Source organism: Pusillimonas caeni (genome assembly GCF_003545815.1).
Classification (GTDB): domain Bacteria; phylum Pseudomonadota; class Gammaproteobacteria; order Burkholderiales; family Burkholderiaceae_B; genus Pusillimonas; species Pusillimonas caeni.
In genome coordinates this window covers 19781-42331 of record NZ_PDUW01000012.1, presented here as the reverse complement: position 1 = coordinate 42331, position 22551 = coordinate 19781, and the positions used below count along the sequence as shown (strand labels likewise).

The window sequence follows — 22551 nt, the reverse complement described above, 5'->3', positions numbered from 1 at the left end:
GAGGCCCACCGTGTCGATACTGAGCAATGTTCTTGCAGTCGGTATCGGCGCGGCGCTGGGCGCCATCGCCCGCTGGCTGCTGGGCCTATGGCTCAATCACGCCGCGTCTACGCTGCCCTGGGGCACCTTGATGGCCAACCTTGTGGGCGCCTATCTCATCGGTTTGGCCCTGGGCTGTTTCCTGCTCTTTCCCGAGACGCCGGGCTGGATGCGGCTGTTGGTGACTACCGGGTTCCTGGGCGGGTTGACGACTTTTTCTACTTTCTCAGCCGAGACGGTGGGGCTGGTCGAGCGCGGCGAGTTTTTGTTGGCGATCGGGTATTCGGGGCTGAGCTTGTTCGGGGCGCTGGTGCTTACGGGGATGGGGCTGTTGACGGTGAATGCGCTGCGGTGATTTCTTGATGGAGCTTCTTATGGATGGAAGCCCATCAACATCGAGGGCGCCCTCACCGGGCAGGCCGTCAAGATCGTCGCCGTCTTTTACCAGTTCAATGGCGACATTCATCACTCCAGGAGCCAGTACATGATGAAGAACTTTCGCTCAGCACTGCAGCTAGTCCTAGCTGTGGTCGCGTGCACGTCGATTGTCGCCTGCGCGGGTAATGGGCCCCGGCAAGCCGATCTGGACTATCGAAGCCAGTCATCGCCCACGGCGCAGAGTACGAACAATACCCTTCGTTCATCGGGTCAGCGTTTGACCATAGAGTCCGGCGAGGGGGAAAAACTGAATCTTCCCTGGTTTATCCGGGATACGCAGCGTTGGATTAATAGTCGCTGATCCAGGCCTGGCTTATAGTGGCAGTGACTGGTTGACTGCTTTCGGCCACAACCGGCCGTTCAATCTGGGTATGCTTGCGTTTAACTGCGAGCTTCCGCAATATGCGCTCGCATACATCTTTGCAGATGTTCCAAATATGTCGCGCCTTATTCCTACTACGAACGAGATTGCGGGTAGCATTAAGGTACGTTGAACCCCATATAAAATCGGCTCCGAAGACTTAGAAAACCTGGAAGTATGGATTGCTACCTGTGCAGTGAGCCTATGACGCCTCAAAACGATTCTGGTGAACACATCATCCCGAACTCAATCGGCGGAATGCGTGAAGTTAAAGGTTTCATATGTCGTGCTTGCAACGGTAAGGCTGGTGAGGCATGGGATGCAGATCTAGCCAAGCAACTGAACAAGCTGGCCTTGTTTTTTCGTGTCGTGCGTGACCGAGGAGAGAATCGCGCCGAGGTCATAGAAACATCTGCCGGCGAAAAGTTGATTTACACCAAGAGTTCATTGAAATTCTTCGCGCCAGTGATAAAGAAGGAAGTTAGGGAGGATAGCGTTCACTTTCAAATCAGCGCCAATGACATGAATCAGGCTCGTCAGATCGCGACTGGCTTGAAACGCTCCTATCCCACGCTGGATGTCGAAAAAACCTTAGCTAGCGCAACGACACAGACTAAATACCCTGATGGGTATTTCAACTTTGAATTTAGCTTCGGCGGCTTAAGCGTTGGCAAGTCGTTCGTGAAAACGGCTCTAGCGTTGCTATCCGTAAACGGTATCAACCCCAAAATCTGCGAGCGAGCGAACGCTTATATCTTCAATGATGGTGAACCCTGCTTCGGCTATTACTATCACCATGACCTACTCATCAACAGGCCTGTCGGCGTGCCCGTCCACTGTATTTGCGTGAAGGGAAATAAGGCCGAGCGGACGGTCCAAGCATACCTTGAATACTTTGGCGTCGTTCGGATCGTTATCTCGTTGAGCGCAAATTACGAGGGTGATGATTTCAAGCATTCGTATGCGATAGATCCAACCAAAGGTCAGGAAATTACTGTTGATTTCGACTTGGAATTTGATGAGTCAGGGGTTAAACAAATCTATGAATATCAGTTCTACGATTCGCAAGTAGTTTCCGACGCCTGGCACACAGTCATCCGCCCTGAGATACAGCGGCAGCAGGAGCAGCACCTAGAAGAGGTTTTGGGCAAATCGAGGGAGGCTATGGAGCGTCGTTTCGCGGGTAGCGATCACATTGACCTTGAGGAGTTTATTGCAGCTTATGTGGATAGCCTTACGCCCTACATCCGCCATCTGGCTGATAGTGGACGTATGAGAGACAAATAACCTTAGGGCGCTGGGTCTAGTTGAAAACCGCAGCCTCCCCTTGGAAGTTGGTCTGAACTATTCCCTCGTAGAGGCGGATTCCCGTCGATAACGGCTGGTTCGACCGACTGCTTTTGACTGTGGTTTCAACCTATGCTGACCGGCTGCAAAGGATCGGTTGTGACCGCGGTAATAGACTTCAGACGGCCCAAAACAACCATTGACTTCAGGAAAAGCCGCCGTTAAGGTGGATATTGGTTGACCTAGTCGACCACAAAGTATGGCGGGCTATGCCGGAATGCCTCTTCGCGTCGGGTCTACTAACCAGCCTCTGATATCACGTATAAACACCCATACATCATCCTCAGATGGTCGGACGTAATTGGGATTGCTCGGATCTTCGCCCATACGTTCAAAGATGTCGATCAGCCACGCTGGGCCGTGACCAGTAGCGCCAAGATGTTTCATCCAGGACTCCAACTCGCCACCCGGGATGACAAAGGTCCCATACTGTTTTAGCTGATTGAGCAGATCCTCGGCCGCCTGCCTGTCTGTGTCGCTAAGGATCGCCAGGCCACCCTGCCGTTTCATGTCTTTGCCGGTAGCGTCCATTGCATTCTTCACTGCCGTTCGCAACGTGGCAAAGCCCCCGCGGGAAAGATGAGGAACGTCCATACTCATCAGCAAGTTCATCCAGTTCACCCCGCCTTCTTTCAAAATGTCCACGTCCACAATGCCCGCAGCAGGAATTCCGAGCTTACGCAATGGTCTAAGCAATGTCTGAACTGTCTGCTTGTTCTGGGCGTTAATAAATAGGCAATTCGGAATACCCCACTCGGGCTTGAACTGAAGTAAACGTTCGTTAACCTCCTGGTAGAACGCCCTATCGGCATCTGACTCAGTGACAATCACAAACTCGTAGAAAAGACCACTTAGCAGTCCAGTCGAGCGCAGCAGAGGATGCCTCATGAGCTCCAATAGTTCGTCGCTTGGAAGGATTCGTGCGGTGGCTACTCCACCTCTGTATGTGAGCCTAATAATGTTCACTGGGGCCCCCGATTGGATACACCCCATTACGAACTGAGGACTGTGCGTAGACGCGAATATCCTCTTATCTGCCGATAGAGCCGCGCGAGCAACTTCTTGCGCCAACTTGGAGGCGAGCGACGGATGCAAGAAGGCTTCAGGCTCATCAACCAGCACCACACTTGGATCACCGGCCATGACCTCTGTGACAATGCCTGTGAAAGCCTTCACGCCATCGCTCGCCTCATCAATGATCTGCGCAGACGAGTGGAACTGGACCGCATCCGCATGAATGCCCCTCTCCTCCATGTCGTCTCGTGGAGCTCTATCAGAGAGCCGGATTCGCAGTTGCCCCAGATTGGTAGGATCCAAGACAAAGTGGCGGCCAAAAGCGTCAAAGACGATACGCCGCACTTCGTGCCGTTTGGCGTCATCTCGGAAGAGCATTTGAAAACTACTCTCGGGGGGATGCTGAAGATCGCCAGCTCCTTGCTGCCTAACGAGCCCAATGCGACTGCTGCCGTCAAGCATCAGTGTTAGGTGCGTTAAATACCACTGACAGAACGCCGAAATGTTCGACGTCGGGGCCTCTACAAATTGTTTGAGCGATGCAATTGGCACCTGGTTTCTGCCGTACTTGCTACCTACGAAGACATGATCCAACTGCTGCGCCTCACCTGGCTGAGGAGGTTGGCAAATTCGTTCAATTGATTGGGCTGCTCGCTCCGAAGTTAGTCCAGAAAAGGTTAGCTCGGCTAGGAGCGAATCATTGGCATGTTTCTGACCCGTTCGGCAGAAATGCTCAATTTCCCGTAGGATGCGGCTCTTACCGGAATTGTTCGGACCGACGAACACCGTTACTGGTGTCGCAGCAATTGTTTCGCCGGGAGTGTCTGGGGATCGTCCGAACTTAAGCTGAAAGGATGAAATCACTTTTATCGTTTCCGAAGTAGCGAATTATTAGTTGAATGGTGTGTATACCGCAGAACATGCGGAGTAAGCTGCACACGGCTTTCCTCCGAATACAGCTTGCAGTCTGCGTTTACTAATGACTCAATATGCACTTGGTCAAGCATAAAAATCCCGCAAATCCCGGCATATTTGCTAAGGCGAACTATAGCTTGGAATCTGAGCGTCTGACGAAAAGCTTCCTGAGTATTGGCCTACTGAGCGACAGACGCTGACCGCTTTGAGACGCGATGCCCACCGTCGCTTTTGGGTCGCGAGCGGACATTGTCTTACTCGAAAGGAGGGACGATTTTGCCAATGGCATTGGCGCTTGGTTGGATGGATGGAGAAATATTTGCTTCATTCGATAAACGGGCCGCATCGTTGTTGAAGAAGCAGGGCCGGCCTGTTCATTTTCTATAGAAGCACATATCCTTGATGTATTACTGGTAGGGCTCCAGCTTCCCGGGCCGGCCTGGCTCTTGAAGAAGCGGCCTTCAGGCTTTCATGCTTAATGCATTAGCGTCATCCAGGCGATATAACCCGACCGGCTTTCTCCGGCGGATTTCGCCCGCTGGTCGAGCAAGGCGAGAATCCTGCGGGGCAGGGATGTTGACGCGTTCGGTGGTGTCGTCGATCAGGGCAGGGTCGACTTCCGCAATGGCCCAGATCCAGCTATCATATTCGCCGGTTTTTTGCAGCGCTGTAATGCTGGACGGCTTGGGAATGGATTCGCCATTGGCAATGGCTTCTTCGATCCAGGCGGCGATGGCTTCCTTGGCGTTTTCAATGGCTTCGTCTACGCCGTCGTCCGCTGCGGCGAAGCAGCCGGGCAGGTCGGGTACGACTAGCCCCAGGCGGTAGTGTCGGTACCCAGCTCAATAGCGATGGGGTATTTCACGGAGGTCACTGCTATTCATGAGTGTGTGGTACGCATCATAACAGTGTAGGAATGCATGGGGGGCATTTTTGTCCAGGGCCAAAGCGAATACGCGTCGGACAGCAGCTTAATTAACGTCTTGCCGGCTGTTGTTATTAACTCCGCACACCGCCTGCGCCGCCTCCAGGCCGCTGCGCACTGCGCCTTCGAGCACGGCCGGGTAGCCGGTGTCCGTCCAGTCGCCCGCTACATATACACGCGGCCAGGGCGTGACGTTGGACGGCCGCTTCAGGCCCGGCACGGCGGCAAAGGTGGCGCGCTTTTCGGTGATCAGCTCGTGGTTGCGCACTGAAGGCATGGAAGGCATGCCGGCGGCCTGTTCGGCAATCTGCGCCAGTACGCCCTGTACCACCTGTTCTTCACTGTGGTCGCGCAGGCCCGCCGCGTTGCTAATCACGATGTTCAGCCGGCTGGTGGGCGGCGGCTCGGACAGGAACACATTGCAGTGAAACAGCCACTGGCCAAAGCGGCCGTCTGTGGGTGAGTCGGCCAGCATCAACATGGAGTGGGGCATGTCCCATAGGGCCGAGAGCTCCAGGGTCAGGGTGGCGATGGGCATGGGCTCGAAGACGTCGAGCATGGCCAGATATTTCTGCGAGTCTTCGGTAGCAGGCAGCCGGCTTAGCAGGCGGCGGGCGGGCTGGGCGTTGGTGGCTACTACCACCGCATCGAGAGGCTGGCCATCCACTAGCACGCCATGATGTCCAACGGCGTCCGGGCGATGGAGCTCAGGCGAGCTTGCTGCGCGGGCATCCGGTGCGTCTGAAGTCCGGGTGTCAGGGGTTTCTAGGGCGCGTAGGGCTTCCATGGGCCCCAGGCCAAAGTCCAGGCGGCGAACCGCATGCCCGCGCAGCACACGTATGTTGGCTGGAAGCCGTTCAGGCCACAGGGACGAAAGGTCGACGCGCGAGATCAACACCTGGCAGGCGCGAGGCCCGGCGCCCAGGCTGTCGCGCAGCACATTGGCGAAGAGCTGGGCGCAGGCCTGGTCTATGGGGGTGTTCATGCTGGCCAGGCAAAGCGGCTCCCAGAAGCTGCGTATCAGGCGCGCAGACTGCCGGCCGCGCGCCAGCCATTGGGCGACGGTCAGGCGGACCGAACCTGCGTCGACCTTCCATCCGCGCCGTGCCAGGCCCGACATCAGCGTGGCCAGCCGCAGGCGCTCGGGCCAGCTGATGCCTTTTGCGCTCAGCAGGGCGGCGGGCAGGGCCAGCGCATCGGGCAGGTTCGGCACCCGTAGCTCAAAACGCCCGTCAGCGGACTGCAGGGCCAGCGGCATGCTGTAGAGCAAATCGTCGGGCTCCAGCCCCAGCCTGCGCATCAGCACGAGGGTCTCGGTATAAGCGCCCAGCATAATGTGCTGCCCATTGTCTATAACCGCATCCAACCGTGGCGAATGCACGCCGCGCGCCCGGCCGCCCAGCCTATGGCCGGCTTCGAATACCGTCACGTCGTGCCCCAAGCGGTGCAGCTCCAGGGCGGCGCTCAGGCCGGCCCAGCCTGCGCCGATGACGGCGACCTTCATCGGGCCAGTTGCTTGACCAGGCCGCGGCCGCCGCTGACCCAGGTTTTCCAGGCCAGCCAGAACTTGCGGATGGGCGTGAGCGAGACGCGCTGCTCCAGCACATGCCAGCCGTCGCGCTCGATCTCGTCGAGCAGGGCGTGATAGATGGCGGCCATGGCCAGGCCCGGGCGCTGGTTGCGGCGGTCGGCTTCGGGCAGGGCCTGCATGGCTTCGCGATAGTATTGCCGCGCCCGCTGTGCCTGGAACTGCATGAGTTTTTCGAAGCGGTCGGAGTGCTGGCTGTTCAGGATCTCGGAGGCCTTGACGTCGAAGCGCTGCAGTTCGTCGATGGGCAGGTAGATGCGTCCGCGGCGGGCGTCGTCGCCGACGTCGCGGATGATGTTGGTCAGCTGGAAGGCCAGGCCCAGCTTGTCGGCATAGACGAGGGTGCTGTCGTCGGTGTAGCCGAATATGCCCACCGACAGCTCGCCCACGACGCCGGCCGCATGCCAGCAGTAGGTGCGCAGGCCGGGCCAGTCGAGGTAGCGGGTCTGGTCGAGGTCCATTTCCATGCCGGCGATGACGGCCTGCATGCGCTCGGCGGTGATGCGGCGCTCGGCCAGATGGGGGGCCAGGGCGCGGGTGACGGGGTGGTCGGGCTTGCCTTCGAACATGCGTTCGACTTCGCTGCGCCACCAGGCCAGTTTGGCGCGGGCCACCGACGGGTCGTTGCATTCGTCCACGACGTCGTCCACTTCCCGGCAGAAGGCGTACAGGGCGGTGATGGCCTTGCGCTGCTCCGGCGGCAGGAAGAGAAACGAGTAATAGAAGCTGGAGCCGCTTTGGGCGGCCTTGTTCTGACAGTATTCGTCGGGGCTCATTGCGTGGTCGAAGCCGGGTAAGGGTGAGGGCGCGCGACGTCGCGCAGCGCCCGCCATGAAAGCAGCAGCCAGTCGCGCTTGCGCAGCGTGGGTCTGTTTTGGAATACGTCGTAGTGTAATGGTTCCATGCGCTCCAGGATACGCAGGCCGCCCAGCACGACCAGGCGCAGTTCCAGGCCGATACGTCCCGGCAGGCGCCGCGCCAGCGGCATGCCTTGCAAAAGCAGGCCGCGGGCCTGGGCGCATTGTTCCCGCATCAGGGATTGCCAGGCGGCGTCGCAGCGTCCGGCCGCGATATGTGATTGGTCCACGCCGTGGCGGGCGAGCTTGTCCTGCGGCAGGTAGACGCGCGCTTTCCGCCAGTCGATCGCCACGTCCTGCCAGAAATTGACCAACTGCAGTCCGGTGCAGACCGCATCGGACCGGCGCAGGTTTTCCGGTTCACACGCATCGTAAAGATGCAGCATCAGCCGCCCCACGGGGTTGGCCGAGCGCGAACAATAATCCAGCAGGGCGGCGTCATCGGGATAGCGATGGGTGGTGACGTCCTGTTCGAAGGCCGAGAGCAGGTCGAGAAAGGGCTGCAGCGGCAGGCGCCAGGCGTGCACCGTGTACGCCAGGGGGGCGAAGACGTCGTGCAGGGGGGCGTCGGCCGGCATGCCGGGCTGTCCGTCGCGCATGGCCAGCAGGGCCCGGCGGTAAGCGGCCAGTTTCTCCAGACGCACAGCCGGCGCATCGTCGCCTTCGTCGGCGATGTCGTCTGCGCTGCGGGCAAAATGATAAATATGCGAGACCGGCGCGCGCAGGCGCCGGGGCAGCAGCAGGGAGGCGACCGGGAAGTTTTCGTAGTGCTCCCGCCGTTTCACATCGGGTGTCGACATGGATTAGACTTTCGCTATTAGGGGAGTTTTATGCCACGTCCAATTTCGGCTTCGATTTCGTTGCCGTCGTTAAAGCACAATCTGGCGGTCGTCGCCAGGCAATTGAACAGTTTCAGCCAGCAGGACAACCGGGTTGCCCCCCATATCTGGGCTGTCGTCAAGGCCAATGCGTATGGCCATGGCATTCACAATGCGGTACGCGCGTTCGAGCAGGCGCAGGGCCTGGCCATGCTCGATCTGAACGAGGCCGTGAGATGCCGCGAAGCCGGATGGAGCAAGCCCATCCTGATGCTCGAGGGCTTTTTCGAGCCCGCCGATATTGCCGCGTTTCGGGATTATAGTTTATGGACCACACTGCATTGCCAAGAGCAGTTCGACATGCTGAAGGCAACGGGGCCCGGCCGGCCCCTGCACGCGCTGGTCAAGCTCAACACGGGCATGAACCGCCTGGGCTTTGCGGCGCACCAGTACGCCGACGCCTATCATCAGGCACTGGCCGAGCAGCGGCGCGGCGTGCTCGATACGGTAGGCAAGATGACCCACTTTGCGCGCGCGGACGACAACGTGAGCGTCACCGAGGACCAGTTCGGCGTTTTTCTTGAAGCGACCCGCGACCTTCCCGGCCCTGTCAGCCTATGTAATTCGGCGGCCACGCTGACGCCGCGCTACTGGCTGTGGACGCCGCCGGAATTCGAGCAATGGGTGCGTCCCGGCATCTGTCTTTATGGTTCTTCGCCGTTTCCCAATCAGTCGGCCCACGATCTGGACCTGCAGCCCGCCATGACGCTGCGTTCGCAAATCATAGGCGTCCAGGACGTGGCCGCCGGGCAGGGGGTGGGCTATGGACACTCCTTCGTGGCGCCGCAGGCCATGCGGGTGGGCGTCGTGGCCTGCGGCTACGCCGACGGCTACCCGCGCCATGCGCCCAACGGTACGCCCGTGACGGTGGACGGGCGGCCGACCCATCTGCTGGGCAGGGTCTCGATGGACATGCTGATCGTGGATCTAACCCCCGTGCCGCAGGCGGGCATCGGGTCGTCCGTGGTGCTGTGGGGCCATGACGGGCCCTCGGTCGATCAGGTCGCCCACGCTTCCGGCACGATCGGGTACGAGTTATTATGCGCGCTGGCACCGCGCGTGCCGGTTTCCGTCCAGGCCGAATAGGCGTTGCCCGGCAGGGCGTGCTACACGCCGCCGTTCGCCGGCCCCGCATCCATGCAAGCTCCAATTTACGAAAGGAATACATCGTGAAGAATCAATGCGTGCTGGTCACCGGCGCCACCAAGGGCATAGGCTGGGCCATCAGCCGGCGTCTGGCCGACCTGGGCTGCCACGTGGTGGGCCTGGCCCGCCATACGCAGGACATCGATTTTCCCGGCTATCTGTATTCGTGCGACCTGTCCAACGCCGGCGAAACCGAGGACATGCTGCGCGTGATCCGCGAAAAGTATCCGGTCGACGCCATCGTCAACAATGTGGGCATCGTCAAGCCCGAACCGCTGGGCGAGATCGACCTGGGCTCGCTGTACCAGGTCTACGACCTCAACGTGCGCGTTGCGGTGCAAGTCACGCAGGCCTTCGTCGCCTCGATGAAGGCGCGCCACGAAGGGCGCATCGTGAACATCTGCAGCCGCGTCGTGCACGGCTCGCCCAACCGCACCAGCTATGCGGCGGCCAAGAACGCGCTCATCGCCTGCACCCGCACCTGGGCGATCGAACTCGCGCCCTTCGGCATCACGGTCAACGCGGTGTCGCCGGGGCCGGTGGAAACAGAGCTGTTCCGGGCCAACAGCCCGGTGGGCAGCGAGGCCGAGAAGGCGGCGCTCGAATCGATACCCATGGGCAGGCTGGGCCAGCCTGCCGAGGTGGCGGCGGCCGTCACTTTCTTCCTGTCGGCCGAGGCGGGCTTCATCACCGGGCAGGTGCTGGGCGTGGACGGCGGCGGCAGCCTGGCGGGCCGTCGTTAGCATGGCCAAGGCTAAAGCAGGCATGGCCAAGGCCAAGACCACCTTCGTCTGCAGCGAATGCGGCGGCACCACCCCCAAGTGGGAGGGAAAGTGCCCGCATTGCGGCGAATGGAACACCCTCACCGAAACCCTTGCCGCGCCGACCCAGCCGCACCGCTTCGCGCCCCTGGCGGGCGCCAGTCCGATACGGAACCTGGCCGAGATCGAGGCGCGCGAACTGCCGCGCCAGCCCAGCGGCATCGCCGAGTTCGATCGGGTGCTGGGCGGAGGCCTGGTCACGGGCGCCGTCATCCTGATCGGCGGCGACCCGGGCATAGGCAAGTCGACCTTGCTGCTCCAGGCCCTGGTGTCGCTCTCGCGGGTCACGCCGGTGCTGTATGTGACCGGCGAGGAGTCGGCCGAGCAGGTGGCGCTGAGGGCCCGGCGGCTGGACCTGGCCACCGACGAGGTCAAGCTCCTGGCCGAGATCCGGCTCGAGGCCATCGTCGCGGCACTGACCGAGGAGCGGCCCCGCGTCGCCGTCATCGACTCCATCCAGACGCTTTATTCATCCGAACTCAGCGCCGCGCCCGGCTCGGTCTCACAGGTGCGCGAATGCGCGGCCCAACTGACCCGCCTGGCCAAGCAGACGGGCACCGCCATCGTGCTCATCGGCCACGTCACCAAGGACGGCGCGCTGGCCGGGCCGCGCGTGCTCGAGCATATCGTGGACACCGTTCTGTATTTCGAGGGCGACACGCATTCGTCCTTCCGCCTGATCCGGGCCATCAAGAACCGTTTCGGGGCGGTGAACGAACTGGGCGTCTTCGCCATGACCGATCGCGGCCTGCGCGGCGTGAACAACCCCTCGGCGCTGTTTCTTTCCCAGCATGACCGCAATGTGTCGGGCTCCTGCGTCATGGCCACTCAAGAGGGCACCCGGCCGCTGCTGGTGGAAATCCAGGCGCTGGTCGACGGCGCCCATGTGCCCAACCCGCGCCGGCTTTCGGTGGGGCTGGAAAGCACCCGGCTGGCCATGCTGCTGGCCGTGCTGCACCGGCATGCGGGCGTGGCCACGTTCGATCAGGACGTATTCGTCAATGCGGTGGGCGGGGTCAAGATCACCGAGCCCGCGGCCGACCTTCCGGTTCTGTTGGCCATCATGTCCTCGCTGCGGGACAAGCCGCTGCCCGAGGGCCTGATCGCATTCGGCGAAGTCGGCCTGGCGGGCGAGATCCGGCCGGCGCCGCGCGGGCAGGAACGCCTGAAGGAAGCGGCCAAGCTGGGCTTCCGGCTGGCCCTGGTGCCCAAGGCCAATGCGCCCCGTCAGGCCATCGAAGGCCTGGAGATCTGGCCCGTCGACCGAATCGACGCCGCCATCGAACGCTTGCGAGGATGAGGGTCTGCCCATGACGCGGATATGGACCCGCTACCTTGCCCCCGGACTGCGCGCCCTGAAGCGCGATTGGCGCTCGGGCGAACTGGGCCTACTGGCATTGGCCCTGCTGATCGCCGTCACGGCGGTCGGCAGTGTGGGCTTTCTGTCCGATCGCGTGTCGGCCGCCCTGGATCGCAGTTCGGCCCAGATGCTGGGCGGCGACCTGGTGCTTCGGGCGGACGAACCCATTGCGCAGGAAGTGATCGACCAGGCGGCCGCGCTAGGGCTGGAAGTGTCCCTGTATCGGACGATGTCGTCCATGGCCAGTACGCAGAAGGGCATGAGGCTGGTCTCGCTCAAGGCGGTCGATGCCTCGTACCCGCTGCGGGGCGAACTGCTGTTGCGCGATGAGGCGGCCCCGCCGGGCAGGGCGGTCGCTTCGGGGCCGTCGCCGGGAAGCGTGTGGATAGACCCCCAACTGACCGGCCTTCTGGGCGTGGACGTGGGTGACACGATCGAACTGGGCGAGTCTTCTTTACGCATCGAGGGGGTCATCGCCTACGAGCCCGACCGGGCCGTACAGTTCATCAATGTGGCGCCGCGGGTCATGATGCGCCTGGACGAACTGGGTGCGACGGGCCTGCTGGGCCCGGCCAGCCGCGTGCGCGATACGGCCAAGTTCGCCGGCCCCGCCCAGGCGGTGCACGCCTACCGGCTGTGGCTCGAGCCCCGCCTGGCGCGCGGCCAGCAACTGTCCGAACCCGGCGAGGCGCGCCCCGAGATACAGCGTTCGCTGGACCGCGCCTATCAGTTTCTGACCCTGGTGGCCTTGCTGACGGTGATCATCGCGGCGGTGGCGGTGGCCCTGGCGGCCCGCCGATTCAGCCGGCGCCATCGCGACGGCGTGGCGGTGATGCGCTGCATGGGGGCGGGCAGAAGGCAGATCGCGGCCATGTTCTGCATCGAATTCCTGCTGCTGGCCCTGTGCGCCGCCGCGCTGGGCGTGGCGCTGGCTTTTCTGGTGCAAGCGGGGCTGGCGCAACTCGTGGCGGCGCTGCTCGACGTGGACCTGCCCAAGCCGTCATGGACGCCCGCATGGCATGGCGGCGTGGCCGCGCTGCTGCTCCTGGCCGGCTTTGCGCTTCCGCCTCTTTCGGCCCTGTACCGTGTGCCGCCCATGCGGGTGCTGCGCCAGGCAGCGGGCCGGTGGGCGCCGCGCACCGCGCTTTCCTATGCCGCGGGGCTGCTGGCGTTTTTCCTGCTGGCATGGTGGATGTCGGGCGATGCCCGGATGAGCCTGCTGGTGTCGGGCGGGTTCCTGGCGGGCCTGGCGGTGTTCTTTTGCGTCGCTTACGCGGCCATTCGCCTGCTGGGCGGCCTGGCGGGCGGCTTGCGCAACGCCTCCTCGCTGCGATTCGCCTTGAGAGGCATGATGCGGCGCCCGGGCCTGGCCACGGCCCAGGTATGCGCCTTGTCCGTCGGCCTGATGGTGATGCTGCTGCTGACCCTCACCCGCACCGACCTGCTCGACGGCTGGCGGGGCACCCTGCCGGCCGATGCGCCCAATACTTTCCTCATCAACATCCAGCCGGAGCAGCGCCAGGCGGTGGGCGCCCGGCTCGAAGTGGCCGGTATACGCGCACCCGCTCCGGCCCCCATGGTCAGGGGCAGGCTGCTGGCCATCAATGACGTGCCGGTCGATGCGCACAGCTACGAGGACGAGCGCGCGCAGCGCATGGTAGAGCGCGAGTTCAACCTTTCGCACATGGCTGCGCTGCCCGCCAGCAACAGCTTGGTGGCGGGGCGCTGGCTCGATCCCCAGGGCAGCGAGGTGTCGCTCGAGACCGGCCTGGCCCAGACGCTGGCGATAGGAATGGGCGATACGCTGTCCTTCGACATTGCCGGCCAGGCGGTCCGGGTCACGGTCACCAGCCTGAGGGAGGTCAAATGGGACTCCTTCGACGTCAATTTCTTTGCGCTGATGTCGCCGACGGTCCTGGAGGGCGCGCCGGCGACCTACATCACTTCTTTCTATCTGCCGCCGGACCGGCTGGAACTGAACCAGCGGCTGGTGGATGAATTTCCCAACCTGACGGTGGTCGACGTGGGCGCCATCCTGGGCCACGTGCGGCGCATCGTCGAGCAGGCGGTATTGGCGGTGCAGCTGCTGTTTCTTTTCACCGTGCTGGCAGGCGTGCAGGTGCTTGCCGCCGCTTTCGCGGCCACGCGCGATGAACGCATTCACGAAGTCGCCGTGCTGCGCGTGCTGGGAGCGGGTGCGACGCGGCTGCGGCGCACCCAATTGATCGAGCTGATCGCCCTCGGGGGCCTGTCGGGCGCCTTGGCGGCGCTGGGCTCCATACTGCTGGCGCGCCTGCTGGCCGAGCGGGTTTTCGAGTTTTCGCTTGGGTGGCCATGGTGGCCCTGGGTAGCAGGCGTGGTTGGCGGCGCCCTGATTTCCTGCCTGGGCGGGGGGCTGGCCTTGCGCGGCGTGCTGCGCACCCCTCCCTTGCGCATGCTTCGGGAGGCCGCGTGAACGCGGCGACGTCCGGCGCCGGATTGCTGGCCTTCGAGTCGGGGGCCCTGTGTTTCGATCCGGCGCGCGTCCTCCATCCGGCCCAGTCCCTGTTCGACCCCGGCAATCCGGCGCTGAAGGCGGCTCCGGTGGCCGTCGGCGGGCGGCAGTCGGCCTGGTTCGCCTCGGGCGATTTCGGTTCGGCGGTGTTGCGCCATTATCGGCGCGGCGGCCTGGCGGCCCGCGTCAGCCGCGACCGCTACCTGTGGACCGGCGCTTCGTCCACGCGCTCCTTCGCCGAGTTCCGCATTCTGCGGCTTCTGCACGACCGGGGACTGAGGGTGCCGGCGCCGCTGGCGGGCGCCTACTGGAAATCGGGCCCGTTCTATCGCGCCGCCATCCTGATCGAGCGCATTCCGGGTGTGCGCACCCTGGCCGAGGCGCTGGAGGCGCCGCAAGCCGTGGCCGAGGCCATCTTCGCCATGCACGAGGCAGGGGTTTGGCATGCCGACCTGAATGCCTATAACATCTTGCTGGACGAGTCGAACCAGGCCTGGCTCATCGATTTCGACCGCGCCCGCCACGGGCCTGTGCGGGCGGGGCACAGGCAGTCCAACCTGCTGCGTCTGCGCCGTTCGATGCTCAAGGCGGCCGGCGAGCGGGGGCTGGGCTGCTGGGAGCAGATCCAGCGGGCCTATCGGCAGCTTTCCGCCTAGCTCGGCGGCCGGCGCCGGCGCAAAAAGCTTTATCATCACGTCTTTTCGGGTGGATCGTTTCCGGAGGCATTCATCGTGGGTTGGAACAGGGTCGCGTCATGGCTGTTGACGGTGCTCGCATTGGCGGCGCCCGCCGCCTGGGCGCAGGGCGGCGTGGTCAACGTCTACAACTGGGCCGAGTACACCGCGCCCGACACGCTGTCGGGTTTCCAGAAGGAGACCGGCATCCGGGTGCGCTACGACGTCTATGACAGCAACGACACCCTGCAGGCCAAGCTGCTGACGGGCAAATCGGGCTACGACGTGGTGGTGCCTTCTACCCACTATGCCGCGCGCCAGCTCGAGGCGGGCCTGTTCCAGAAGCTGGACAAAAGCAGGATACCCAACTGGAGGCATCTCGATCCCGAGATCATGAAGCTTCTGTCGGCGGTCGATCCGGGCAATCAGTATCTCGTGCCCTGGGGCTACGGCACCAACGGCCTGGGCTACAACGTGACTCGCGTGCGCGAGATCCTGGGCCGGGACGCGCCCCTTGAGAGCTGGGACATGCTGTTCAAGCCCGAATACGCCAGCAAGCTCAAGGGCTGCGGCATCGCGATACTGGACGAGGCCGCGCAGGTGTTCCCGGCCGCGCTGCATTATCTGGGCAAGGATCCCAACAGCACCAATCCGGACGACTATCGCGCCGCGGTCGACTTGCTCAAGCAGATCAGGCCTTATGTGCGCCAGTTCAGTTCTTCGGGCTACATCGACGAACTGGCCTCGGGCGACCTGTGCATGGTCTACGGTTTCTCGGGCGACGTGCTGATCGCGCGCGAGCGCGCCAGGCAGGCGCGCAAGCCCTACGAGATCGACTACTACCTGCCCGAGGGCGGAGCACCGGCCTGGTTCGACACCATGGCCATCCCCAAGGGCGCAACCCACGTCGACGAGGCCCATGCTTTCATCAACTATATCGAGACCCCGCAAGTGCACGCGGCGATCACCAACACCATGTTCTATCCCAACGCCAACAAGACCGCCCGCCAGTACGTGGATCCGGAAGTGGCCAACAACGTCATGATCTATCCGCCCGACGACGTGGCGGCCCAGCTTTTCGTCATCAAGGCCCTGCCCCTGCACGTGCTGCGCGTGCAAAATAGGCTGTGGGCCGAACTTCGGTCGGGGCGCTGACATGGACAACCGCAATACACCTTCCGCCTGGCCGGCCGACGAAGACGAATTCGTCCGCGTGGACGACGTGGTCAAGATCTACGGCGACGTCGTGGCCGTGCAGTCGGTCAATCTGTCGGTCAGGCGCCGCGAGATCTTCGCCCTGCTCGGCAGCTCGGGCTGCGGCAAGTCGACGCTGCTGCGCATGCTGGCCGGTTTCGAAGAGCCCACTTCCGGCCGCATCTACCTGGACGGCGAGGACATCACTGCGCTGGCGCCTTACCGCCGGCCCGTCAACATGATGTTCCAGTCGTATGCGCTGTTTCCCCACATGACGGTCGAGGCCAATGTCGCCTTCGGCCTGAAGCAGGAAGGCGTCCCGCGCAACGAGATCCACGAGCGGGTGTTCGAGGCGCTGGACCTGGTGCAGATGGCCGGCTATTCGCGCCGCAAGCCGCATCAGCTGTCGGGCGGCCAGCAGCAGCGCGTGGCCCTGGCCCGCAGCCTGGTCAAGCGGCCCAAGCTGCTGCTGCTTGACGAGCCCATGTCGGCGCTGGACAAGCAGATCCGGCAGAAGACGCAGATCGAGCTGGTGCGCATCCTGGACCAGGTCGGCGTCACCTGCATCATGGTCACCCACGACCAGGACGAGGCCATGACCATGGCCGGCCGGCTGGCGGTCATGACCGAAGGGCAGATCGTCCAGTGCGGCACGCCTCAAGAAGTCTATGAATTTCCCAGCTCGCGCTTCGTGGCGGGCTTCATCGGCAGCACCAATCTGTTCACCGGCACCATTACGGTGGACGAGCCGGACCACGTGCTGATCGAAAGCGACGAGCTGTCCCGGCCGATGTACGTCAACCATGGCGTCAGCGAGCCGCTGGGCATGCAGGTGCACGTATCGGTGCGACCCGAGCAGATCAGAGTGGGGCGCGAACAGCCGCAAGCCGACTACAACTGGTCGCGCGGCGTCGTCAGCCACGTCGCCTGGATGGGCAGCCATGCCCGCTATCAGCTGCGCCTGGATTCGGGCACGATGGTCGAGTCCGCCGTGCCGCGCCAGATTCTGGCGCAAACCGATGCGCCGGGCATGGATGAAGAGGTATTCATCCACTGGTCCAGCGACAGCGCCGTGGTGCTCGCATCATGAGGCGCCTGTTTACGCACGACCGCCTGCCCGCAATGCGCAAGCTGGCCATCGTGCCGCCCTTTGCCTGGCTTGCGCTGTTTCTGCTGGTGCCTTTTCTGCTGGTGCTGAAGATCAGCTTTGCCGACCTGCGCTTCGGCATCCCGCCGTACACCCCGCTGGCCACGCTCGAGAACGAGACGCTGACGCTGGGCGTGCACCTGAGCAGCTACCTGCTGCTGTTCACCGACAGCCTGTACATCGCCACCTACATCAGCTCGGTCAAGATGGCGCTGGTGACCACGGTGTGCTGCGCGCTGATCGGCTACCCGATGGCCTATTACATCGCCCGGGCCAACCCCAAGGCGCGCAACCTGATGCTGCTGGGGGTGATCCTGCCGTTCTGGACCTCGCTGCTGCTGCGCGTCTATGCCTGGGTGGGCATATTGCGCAGCGACGGCCTGCTGAACAATGCGTTGATGGCGCTGGGACTGATCGACGCGCCGCTGGAGATCTATCGCACCGACCTCGCCGTGTACATCGGGCTGGTCTACGCCTATCTGCCGTTCTTCATCCTGCCGCTGTACGCCAACCTGGTCAAGTTCGACATGCGCCTGCTCGAGGCGGCCTACGACCTGGGCGCCAAGCCTTTCCAGGCATTCTGGCGGGTCACTCTGCCGATGTCGCTGCCCGGCGTGATCGCCGGTTCGCTGCTGGTCTTCATCCCCACCGTCGGCGAATACGTCATCCCCGAGATGCTGGGCGGCGCGGACACCTTGATGATGGGCCGCCTCATGTGGACGGAATTCTTCAACAACACTGACTGGCCGATGGCCGCGGCGGTGACTTGCGTCATGGTGTTGATACTCATCGTGCCTTTGGCTCTGCTGCAGTACAACCAGGCGCGGCAGTTCGATTCGGAGAGGCGCCGTGGCAAAGCCTGACCGTTTCCTGCGTGCCTTCGTCCTGACGTTGGGCTACGGCTTTCTGTATGTGCCGATCGCCTGCCTGATGCTGTTCTCGTTCAACGATTCGGCCATGATGACGTCATGGACGGGCTTTTCTCTGCGCTGGTATCACGAACTGTTCAGCGACCAGGCGCTGCTGTCGGCGGCCGGGCTGTCACTGCAGATCGCCGCCCTGACGGCGACGGCGGCCGTGGCGCTGGGCACCTGGGCCGCCTATGTGCTGGTGCGCATGGGGCGGTTCCGCGGCTCGGGCCTGTATGTCGGCATGCTGTGCGCGCCCCTGGCCATGCCCGAGGTGGTGCTGGGCATTTCCCTGCTGCTGATGTTCGTCGAGTTGGGCGAGCTCATCGGCTGGCCGGCCGGCAACGGCATGTTCACCATCTGGGTGGGTCATGTCACGCTGTGCATCGCCTACGTCGCGGTGGTGATCCAGGCGCGCATCCGCGACCTGGACCGTTCGCTCGAGGAGGCGGCGCTCGACCTGGGCGCGTCGCCGCTGAAGGTGTTTTTCGTCATCACGCTGCCGCTGATCGCGCCGGCCCTCATGGCGTCCTGGCTGCTGGCCTTTACCTTGTCGCTGGACGATGTGGTCATCGCCTCCTTCCTGTCGGGGCCGGGCTATACCACCTTGCCGCTCGAAGTCTTCTCCCGGGTGCGCCTGGGACTCAAACCTGAAATCAACGCCCTGGCAACCTTGTTCATCCTGATCGTGGGATTGTGCGTGATCGTGGCAAGCAAGGTGCAATGGCGCAAAGAGGAAACATGAAAGCCATACGACTTTACGGATTGAAACGCTGCAGCACCTGCGTCAAGGCCATGGCCTGGCTGGACGAGCACGGCCAGCCCTACGAGTTCACCGACTACCGGGACGAGCCGGTGCCGGGTCCCGTTCTTGCCGGCTGGAAGAATGAACTGGGCGGCTGGGAGAAACTCGTCAATCGCGCCTCGATGACCTGGCGCAATCTGCCCGAGGCGCGCAAGTCTCCCAAGGACGATGCCGAATGGCTGGCCTTGATTGCGGAGTTTCCCACCCTGGTGCGCCGGCCGGTGCGCGTCGATGCCGACGGCCGGGTAAGCGTCGGCTTTTCGGCCAAGAAATACGACGAACTCGAGGGGTAGGCCATGCTCGATCAGAACACGCTCAAGCGCAATGCGGCACAGGCGGCCGTCGATTACGTGCTGCCGCTGCTCGGTCCGGATTCGATTCTGGGCGTGGGCACCGGTTCCACCGTCGATCTCTTCATCGACGCCCTGGCGCCGCACAAGCACCGTTTCCGCGGCGCAGCCTCCAGCTCCGAACGCAGTTCGGCCCGCATGGCGCAGGCCGGCATCGCGGTCTTCGACCTGAACCAGATCGAAACCATGCCGGCCTACGTGGACGGCGCGGATGAGATCGATGCGGGGCTGAACATGATCAAGGGCGGCGGCGGGGCGCTGACGCGCGAGAAGATCGTCGCCTCGGTCGCGCAGCAGTTCGTGTGCATCGTCGACGAATCCAAGCTGGTCGAGAAACTGGGCGCTTTTCCGCTTCCGGTGGAGGTCATACCCATGGCCATGGCGGCCGTGGCGCGCCGCCTGGCGCAGCTGGGCGGCCGGCCCAGCGAAAGAAAGGACTTCGTCACCGACAACGGCTGCCGCATATTGGATGTTTCAGGCCTGGACATCGCCGATCCGGCGGCGCTCGAGGCGCGCATCAACGATATCCCGGGCGTGGTCACCTGCGGCCTGTTCGCCATTGCGGGCGCCGACGTGGCGCTGGTTTCCGGTCAGGACGGGGTGCGCCGGCTGCATGCCGGCCGGGTTTCACAATAGCGTCATAATCGGGGGCTAAGCTTTTTCCTTTGAATGGATTATCATGTTTGCAGCAGTAGGTGGCAAACCCGGCTGCAGACCCTGATTTCAAAGTTTTCCGCGACGAAGGCCGATATGACCGAGCACACCAACAGGCAGTTTTCCACCGATCTCGAAACCACCAAGTCCTTGTTCCTGCAAATGGGCGGCCTGGTCGAGACCATGGTCTACGACGGCGTCGAAACGCTTATTTCGGGCGACCTTTCCCTGGTGGACCGCGTGCGCGAGCGCGAAAAAGAGGTCAACCGCCTCGAAGTCGAGATCGACGAGCGCATCGGCCTCATCATTGCGCGCAACCAGCCCACCGCCGGCGACCTTCGCCTGCTGCTGTCGGTGTCCAAAATGCTGACCGACATGGAGCGCTGCGGCGACGAGGCCGAAAAAATCGCCAAGGTGGCCCGGCGGCTGCACGAGTCCGAAGGCCGCTACATACCGGCCGTCGAACTGCGCCACATGCGAGAGTACGTGGTGTCCATGCTGCGCCAGTCGCTCGACGCCTTCGCCCGCGAAGACCCCATCCACGCCGCCCAGGTCGTGCGCAACGACAAAGAGGTCGACAAAGAGTGGAAGGCCTCGCTGCGCCACCTCATCACCTACATGATCGAAGACCCGCGCACCATCACCCGCTCCATCGACCTGATCTTCATCGCCCGCTCGCTCGAGCGCATCGGCGACCATGCCAAGAACATGGCCGAGCGCGTCATCTACATGGTGCGGGGCGACGATGTGCGACACACCGGCGTCAAGGCCACCGAGCGCACCGCGCGCGGCGAAACCTACGAAGAAGAAAACGACGCCTGACGCCGCCCGCGAGGACGGCTGAAGGGATCAGGCGGACGGCGGTACGTAGCCCTGGGCTTCGACGTTGGCGTCGTCGAACAGAAAGCTTTCCATCTGCTGCGCCAGATATTTGCGGGCGCGCACGTCGGCCAGGTTGAGGCGGTTTTCGTTGACGAGGCGGGTCTGGGTTTCGACCCACTGGGCCCAGGCCTGCTTGGATACGTTCTGCCAGATGCGGATGCCCAGTTCGCCGGGATAGGGCGGCGCGTCCAGGCCTTCGGCTTCGCGCTTGAGTTTTACACAGTGGACCATGCGTGCCATGACATTCCTACCTAAAAGTACGTTTGATCGATGGCCCCATTGTACAAGCTGCACGGTATAAAACCGCTTCAAGCGGCTTGCCGCGCGGACCTTACAGCCTTTTGATGAAGATCAGACTGTTGCGCGAGCGGTTGTAGTGCGTCTGGCGCTCTCTGGGCAGGTCGGAGACGCCGCCCCGCGCGAAGCCGCGCTTCATGAACCAGTGCGAGGTGCGCGTGGTCAGTACGAACAGGCGGCGGGCCCCCATGGCGCGAGCCTTGCTTTCGGCATGGCGCAGCAGCATTTCGCCTTCGCCGGAGCCCTGCCACTCGGGGTGGACGATGAGACAGGCCATCTCCACCATGCCTTCGTCCAGATAGGGCTTGAGGGCGACACAGCCATAGATTACGCCGTCGTGCTCGAGCACGGTAAAGAGCTCGACCTCGCGCTCGATGACGGCCCGGCCGCGCGGCACCAGGGTGCCGTCGGCCTCGAGCGGCTCGATCAGCCGCACGATGGCCCCGATGTCGTCTATGGTGGCGGGGCGCAGGTCGTCGAGGGTGTCCTCGACCACCATGGTGCCCACGCCGTCGTGGGTGAAGATCTCGAGCAGCACGCTGCCGTCCAGCGTATAGGGCAGCAGATGGGCGCGGGCCACGCCGCGCTTGACGGCGCGCGAGGCGTGGGTCAGGAACAAGGCGGTGTCCTCGTCCAGCGTATCGGTGGCCAGCAGGGCGTCGGCGTCCTCGCGGGCCAGTTCGGTGTCGACCGAGCCGTCCTCGTGCCGCACGATGCGGTCCTGCGTAAGGAAGATGAGTTTTTCGGCGCGCAGGGCCACGGCGAGGCTGGTGGCCAGGTCTTCCATGGCCAGGTTGAAGGCCTCGCCCGTGGGCGAAAAACCCAGCGGCGACAGCAGGACGATGGCGCCCTGGTTCATCACCGACTTGATGGCGTCGATGTCGAGCTTGCGCACCGCGCCGGTATGCTGGTAGTCGACGCCCTCGATGATGCCGACCGGGCGCGCTGTAACAAAATTGCCCGATATGACCCTTATCTGGGCATGGGACATGGGGGTGTTGGGCAAGCCCTGGCTGAAGGCCGCCTCGATGTCGAGGCGGATTTCGCCGGCCGCTTCTTTGGCGCATTCGAGCGCCTCGGGCGAGGTGGGTTCGGTGCCGCGGCCGAATTGCGTCGAGTAGCCTTTCAATTTAAGCTGTTCGTTGACCTGCGGGCGCGACCCGTGCACCAGCACCAGCTTGACCCCCAGCGCCGACAACAGCGAAAGATCCTGTATCAAGGCATTGAGGGCGCCGTCGAAAACCAGTTCGCCGCCAAAGGCGACCACGAAGGTCTTGCCGCGAAAATCGTGGACGTAGGGCGCCACTTCGCGGAACCAGCGCACGAACTGCGCCGGGGCGAACTCGGGCGCATCGTGGGCCGAGAGGGTTTCAGGGTCGTTGAGGGCCAGGTCGTTCTGCACGAGGGTTCCCATTTATTGCGCTAATGCAAAATTATAATGACGGGTACCCGTTTTA

General features: G+C 63.0%; 20 protein-coding genes and 1 pseudogene. 14 read left to right on the top strand and 7 right to left on the bottom strand.

Annotated features, from left to right (window positions below; genetic code table 11):
- Nucleotides 1–10 precede the first annotated feature (10 nt).
- Both crcB and CSC67_RS19605 read left to right on the top strand, forming a co-directional pair.
- Nucleotides 11–394: a fluoride efflux transporter CrcB gene (gene crcB / locus CSC67_RS19615; RefSeq protein ID WP_118996156.1), complete on the top strand. Its 384-nt coding sequence runs from the start codon at nucleotides 11–13 to the stop codon at nucleotides 392–394.
- Nucleotides 395–1015: 621 nt separating this feature from the next.
- Entirely contained in the window at nucleotides 1016–2125 is a 1110-nt protein-coding gene (locus CSC67_RS19605; protein ID WP_118996155.1) for an HNH endonuclease, read from the top strand.
- 267 nt (nucleotides 2126–2392) lie between these two features.
- Here CSC67_RS19605 and CSC67_RS19600 read toward each other — a convergent pair whose 3' ends face one another.
- The 5 genes and pseudogenes from CSC67_RS19600 to hpnC form a co-directional block, all read right to left on the bottom strand.
- Nucleotides 2393–4063 carry an ATP-dependent nuclease gene (locus CSC67_RS19600; protein WP_118996154.1) on the bottom strand — a complete coding sequence of 557 codons (1671 nt, stop codon included), beginning with the start codon at nucleotides 4061–4063 and terminating at the stop codon, nucleotides 2393–2395.
- Between the two features lie 526 nt (nucleotides 4064–4589).
- Nucleotides 4590–4979, bottom strand: a pseudogene (locus CSC67_RS19595) (type II toxin-antitoxin system HicB family antitoxin).
- A 106-nt stretch (nucleotides 4980–5085) separates the two neighbouring features.
- Nucleotides 5086–6543: a hydroxysqualene dehydroxylase HpnE gene (gene hpnE / locus CSC67_RS19590; protein WP_167752975.1), complete on the bottom strand. Its 1458-nt coding sequence runs from the start codon at nucleotides 6541–6543 to the stop codon at nucleotides 5086–5088.
- A complete protein-coding gene (gene hpnD / locus CSC67_RS21410; protein WP_167752974.1) occupies nucleotides 6540–7403 on the bottom strand; it encodes a presqualene diphosphate synthase HpnD in 864 nt (287 codons plus the stop codon). Before hpnD ends, hpnE begins: the two co-directional genes overlap by 4 nt.
- Nucleotides 7400–8284 carry a squalene synthase HpnC gene (gene hpnC / locus CSC67_RS19585; RefSeq protein WP_118996153.1) on the bottom strand — a complete coding sequence of 295 codons (885 nt, stop codon included), beginning with the start codon at nucleotides 8282–8284 and terminating at the stop codon, nucleotides 7400–7402. The genes hpnD and hpnC overlap by 4 nt, the downstream gene beginning before the upstream one ends.
- 30 nt (nucleotides 8285–8314) lie before the next feature.
- Here hpnC and alr point away from each other — a divergent pair, with 30 nt between their 5' ends.
- From alr to phoU, 12 genes are all read left to right on the top strand, one after another.
- Entirely contained in the window at nucleotides 8315–9448 is a 1134-nt protein-coding gene (alr, locus tag CSC67_RS19580) for an alanine racemase (protein WP_118996152.1), read from the top strand.
- An 83-nt stretch (nucleotides 9449–9531) separates the two neighbouring features.
- The gene (locus CSC67_RS19575; RefSeq protein ID WP_118996151.1) at nucleotides 9532–10251 is read left to right on the top strand and encodes an SDR family oxidoreductase; all 720 of its coding nucleotides are present in this window, start codon (nucleotides 9532–9534) and stop codon (nucleotides 10249–10251) included.
- A gap of 22 nt (nucleotides 10252–10273) precedes the next feature.
- On the top strand, nucleotides 10274–11629 hold the full coding sequence (gene radA / locus CSC67_RS19570; protein ID WP_118996204.1) for a DNA repair protein RadA: 1356 nt from the start codon (nucleotides 10274–10276) through the stop codon (nucleotides 11627–11629).
- 10 nt (nucleotides 11630–11639) lie between these two features.
- Nucleotides 11640–14144, top strand: a complete 2505-nt coding sequence (locus tag CSC67_RS19565) for an ABC transporter permease (RefSeq protein ID WP_118996150.1) — start codon at nucleotides 11640–11642, stop codon at nucleotides 14142–14144.
- Nucleotides 14141–14839: a 3-deoxy-D-manno-octulosonic acid kinase gene (locus CSC67_RS19560; RefSeq protein ID WP_167752972.1), complete on the top strand. Its 699-nt coding sequence runs from the start codon at nucleotides 14141–14143 to the stop codon at nucleotides 14837–14839. The genes CSC67_RS19565 and CSC67_RS19560 overlap by 4 nt, the downstream gene beginning before the upstream one ends.
- A 75-nt stretch (nucleotides 14840–14914) precedes the next feature.
- Nucleotides 14915–16012, top strand: coding sequence for a polyamine ABC transporter substrate-binding protein (locus CSC67_RS19555; protein WP_425337673.1), 1098 nt, complete (start codon nucleotides 14915–14917; stop codon nucleotides 16010–16012).
- Between the two features lies 1 nt (nucleotide 16013).
- A complete protein-coding gene (locus CSC67_RS19550) occupies nucleotides 16014–17141 on the top strand; it encodes an ABC transporter ATP-binding protein (protein WP_118996148.1) in 1128 nt (375 codons plus the stop codon).
- On the top strand, nucleotides 17138–18061 hold the full coding sequence (locus CSC67_RS19545) for an ABC transporter permease subunit (RefSeq protein WP_118996147.1): 924 nt from the start codon (nucleotides 17138–17140) through the stop codon (nucleotides 18059–18061). Before CSC67_RS19550 ends, CSC67_RS19545 begins: the two co-directional genes overlap by 4 nt.
- Nucleotides 18048–18851, top strand: a complete 804-nt coding sequence (locus CSC67_RS19540; RefSeq protein WP_118996146.1) for an ABC transporter permease subunit — start codon at nucleotides 18048–18050, stop codon at nucleotides 18849–18851. The genes CSC67_RS19545 and CSC67_RS19540 overlap by 14 nt, the downstream gene beginning before the upstream one ends.
- Entirely contained in the window at nucleotides 18848–19204 is a 357-nt protein-coding gene (locus CSC67_RS19535; protein WP_118996145.1) for a Spx/MgsR family RNA polymerase-binding regulatory protein, read from the top strand. The genes CSC67_RS19540 and CSC67_RS19535 overlap by 4 nt, the downstream gene beginning before the upstream one ends.
- Before the next feature lie 3 nt (nucleotides 19205–19207).
- Nucleotides 19208–19897 (top strand): ribose-5-phosphate isomerase RpiA, encoded by a 690-nt coding sequence (rpiA, locus tag CSC67_RS19530; protein WP_118996144.1) that lies wholly within the window; start codon nucleotides 19208–19210, stop codon nucleotides 19895–19897.
- A gap of 114 nt (nucleotides 19898–20011) precedes the next feature.
- Entirely contained in the window at nucleotides 20012–20737 is a 726-nt protein-coding gene (gene phoU / locus CSC67_RS19525; RefSeq protein WP_118996143.1) for a phosphate signaling complex protein PhoU, read from the top strand.
- Between the two features lie 27 nt (nucleotides 20738–20764).
- Here phoU and CSC67_RS19520 read toward each other — a convergent pair whose 3' ends face one another.
- Together CSC67_RS19520 and argA are read right to left on the bottom strand one after the other, a co-directional pair.
- Nucleotides 20765–21037 (bottom strand): oxidative damage protection protein, encoded by a 273-nt coding sequence (locus CSC67_RS19520; RefSeq protein ID WP_118996142.1) that lies wholly within the window; start codon nucleotides 21035–21037, stop codon nucleotides 20765–20767.
- A gap of 91 nt (nucleotides 21038–21128) precedes the next feature.
- Nucleotides 21129–22508 (bottom strand): amino-acid N-acetyltransferase, encoded by a 1380-nt coding sequence (gene argA, locus CSC67_RS19515; protein WP_118996141.1) that lies wholly within the window; start codon nucleotides 22506–22508, stop codon nucleotides 21129–21131.
- Nucleotides 22509–22551 lie beyond the last annotated feature (43 nt).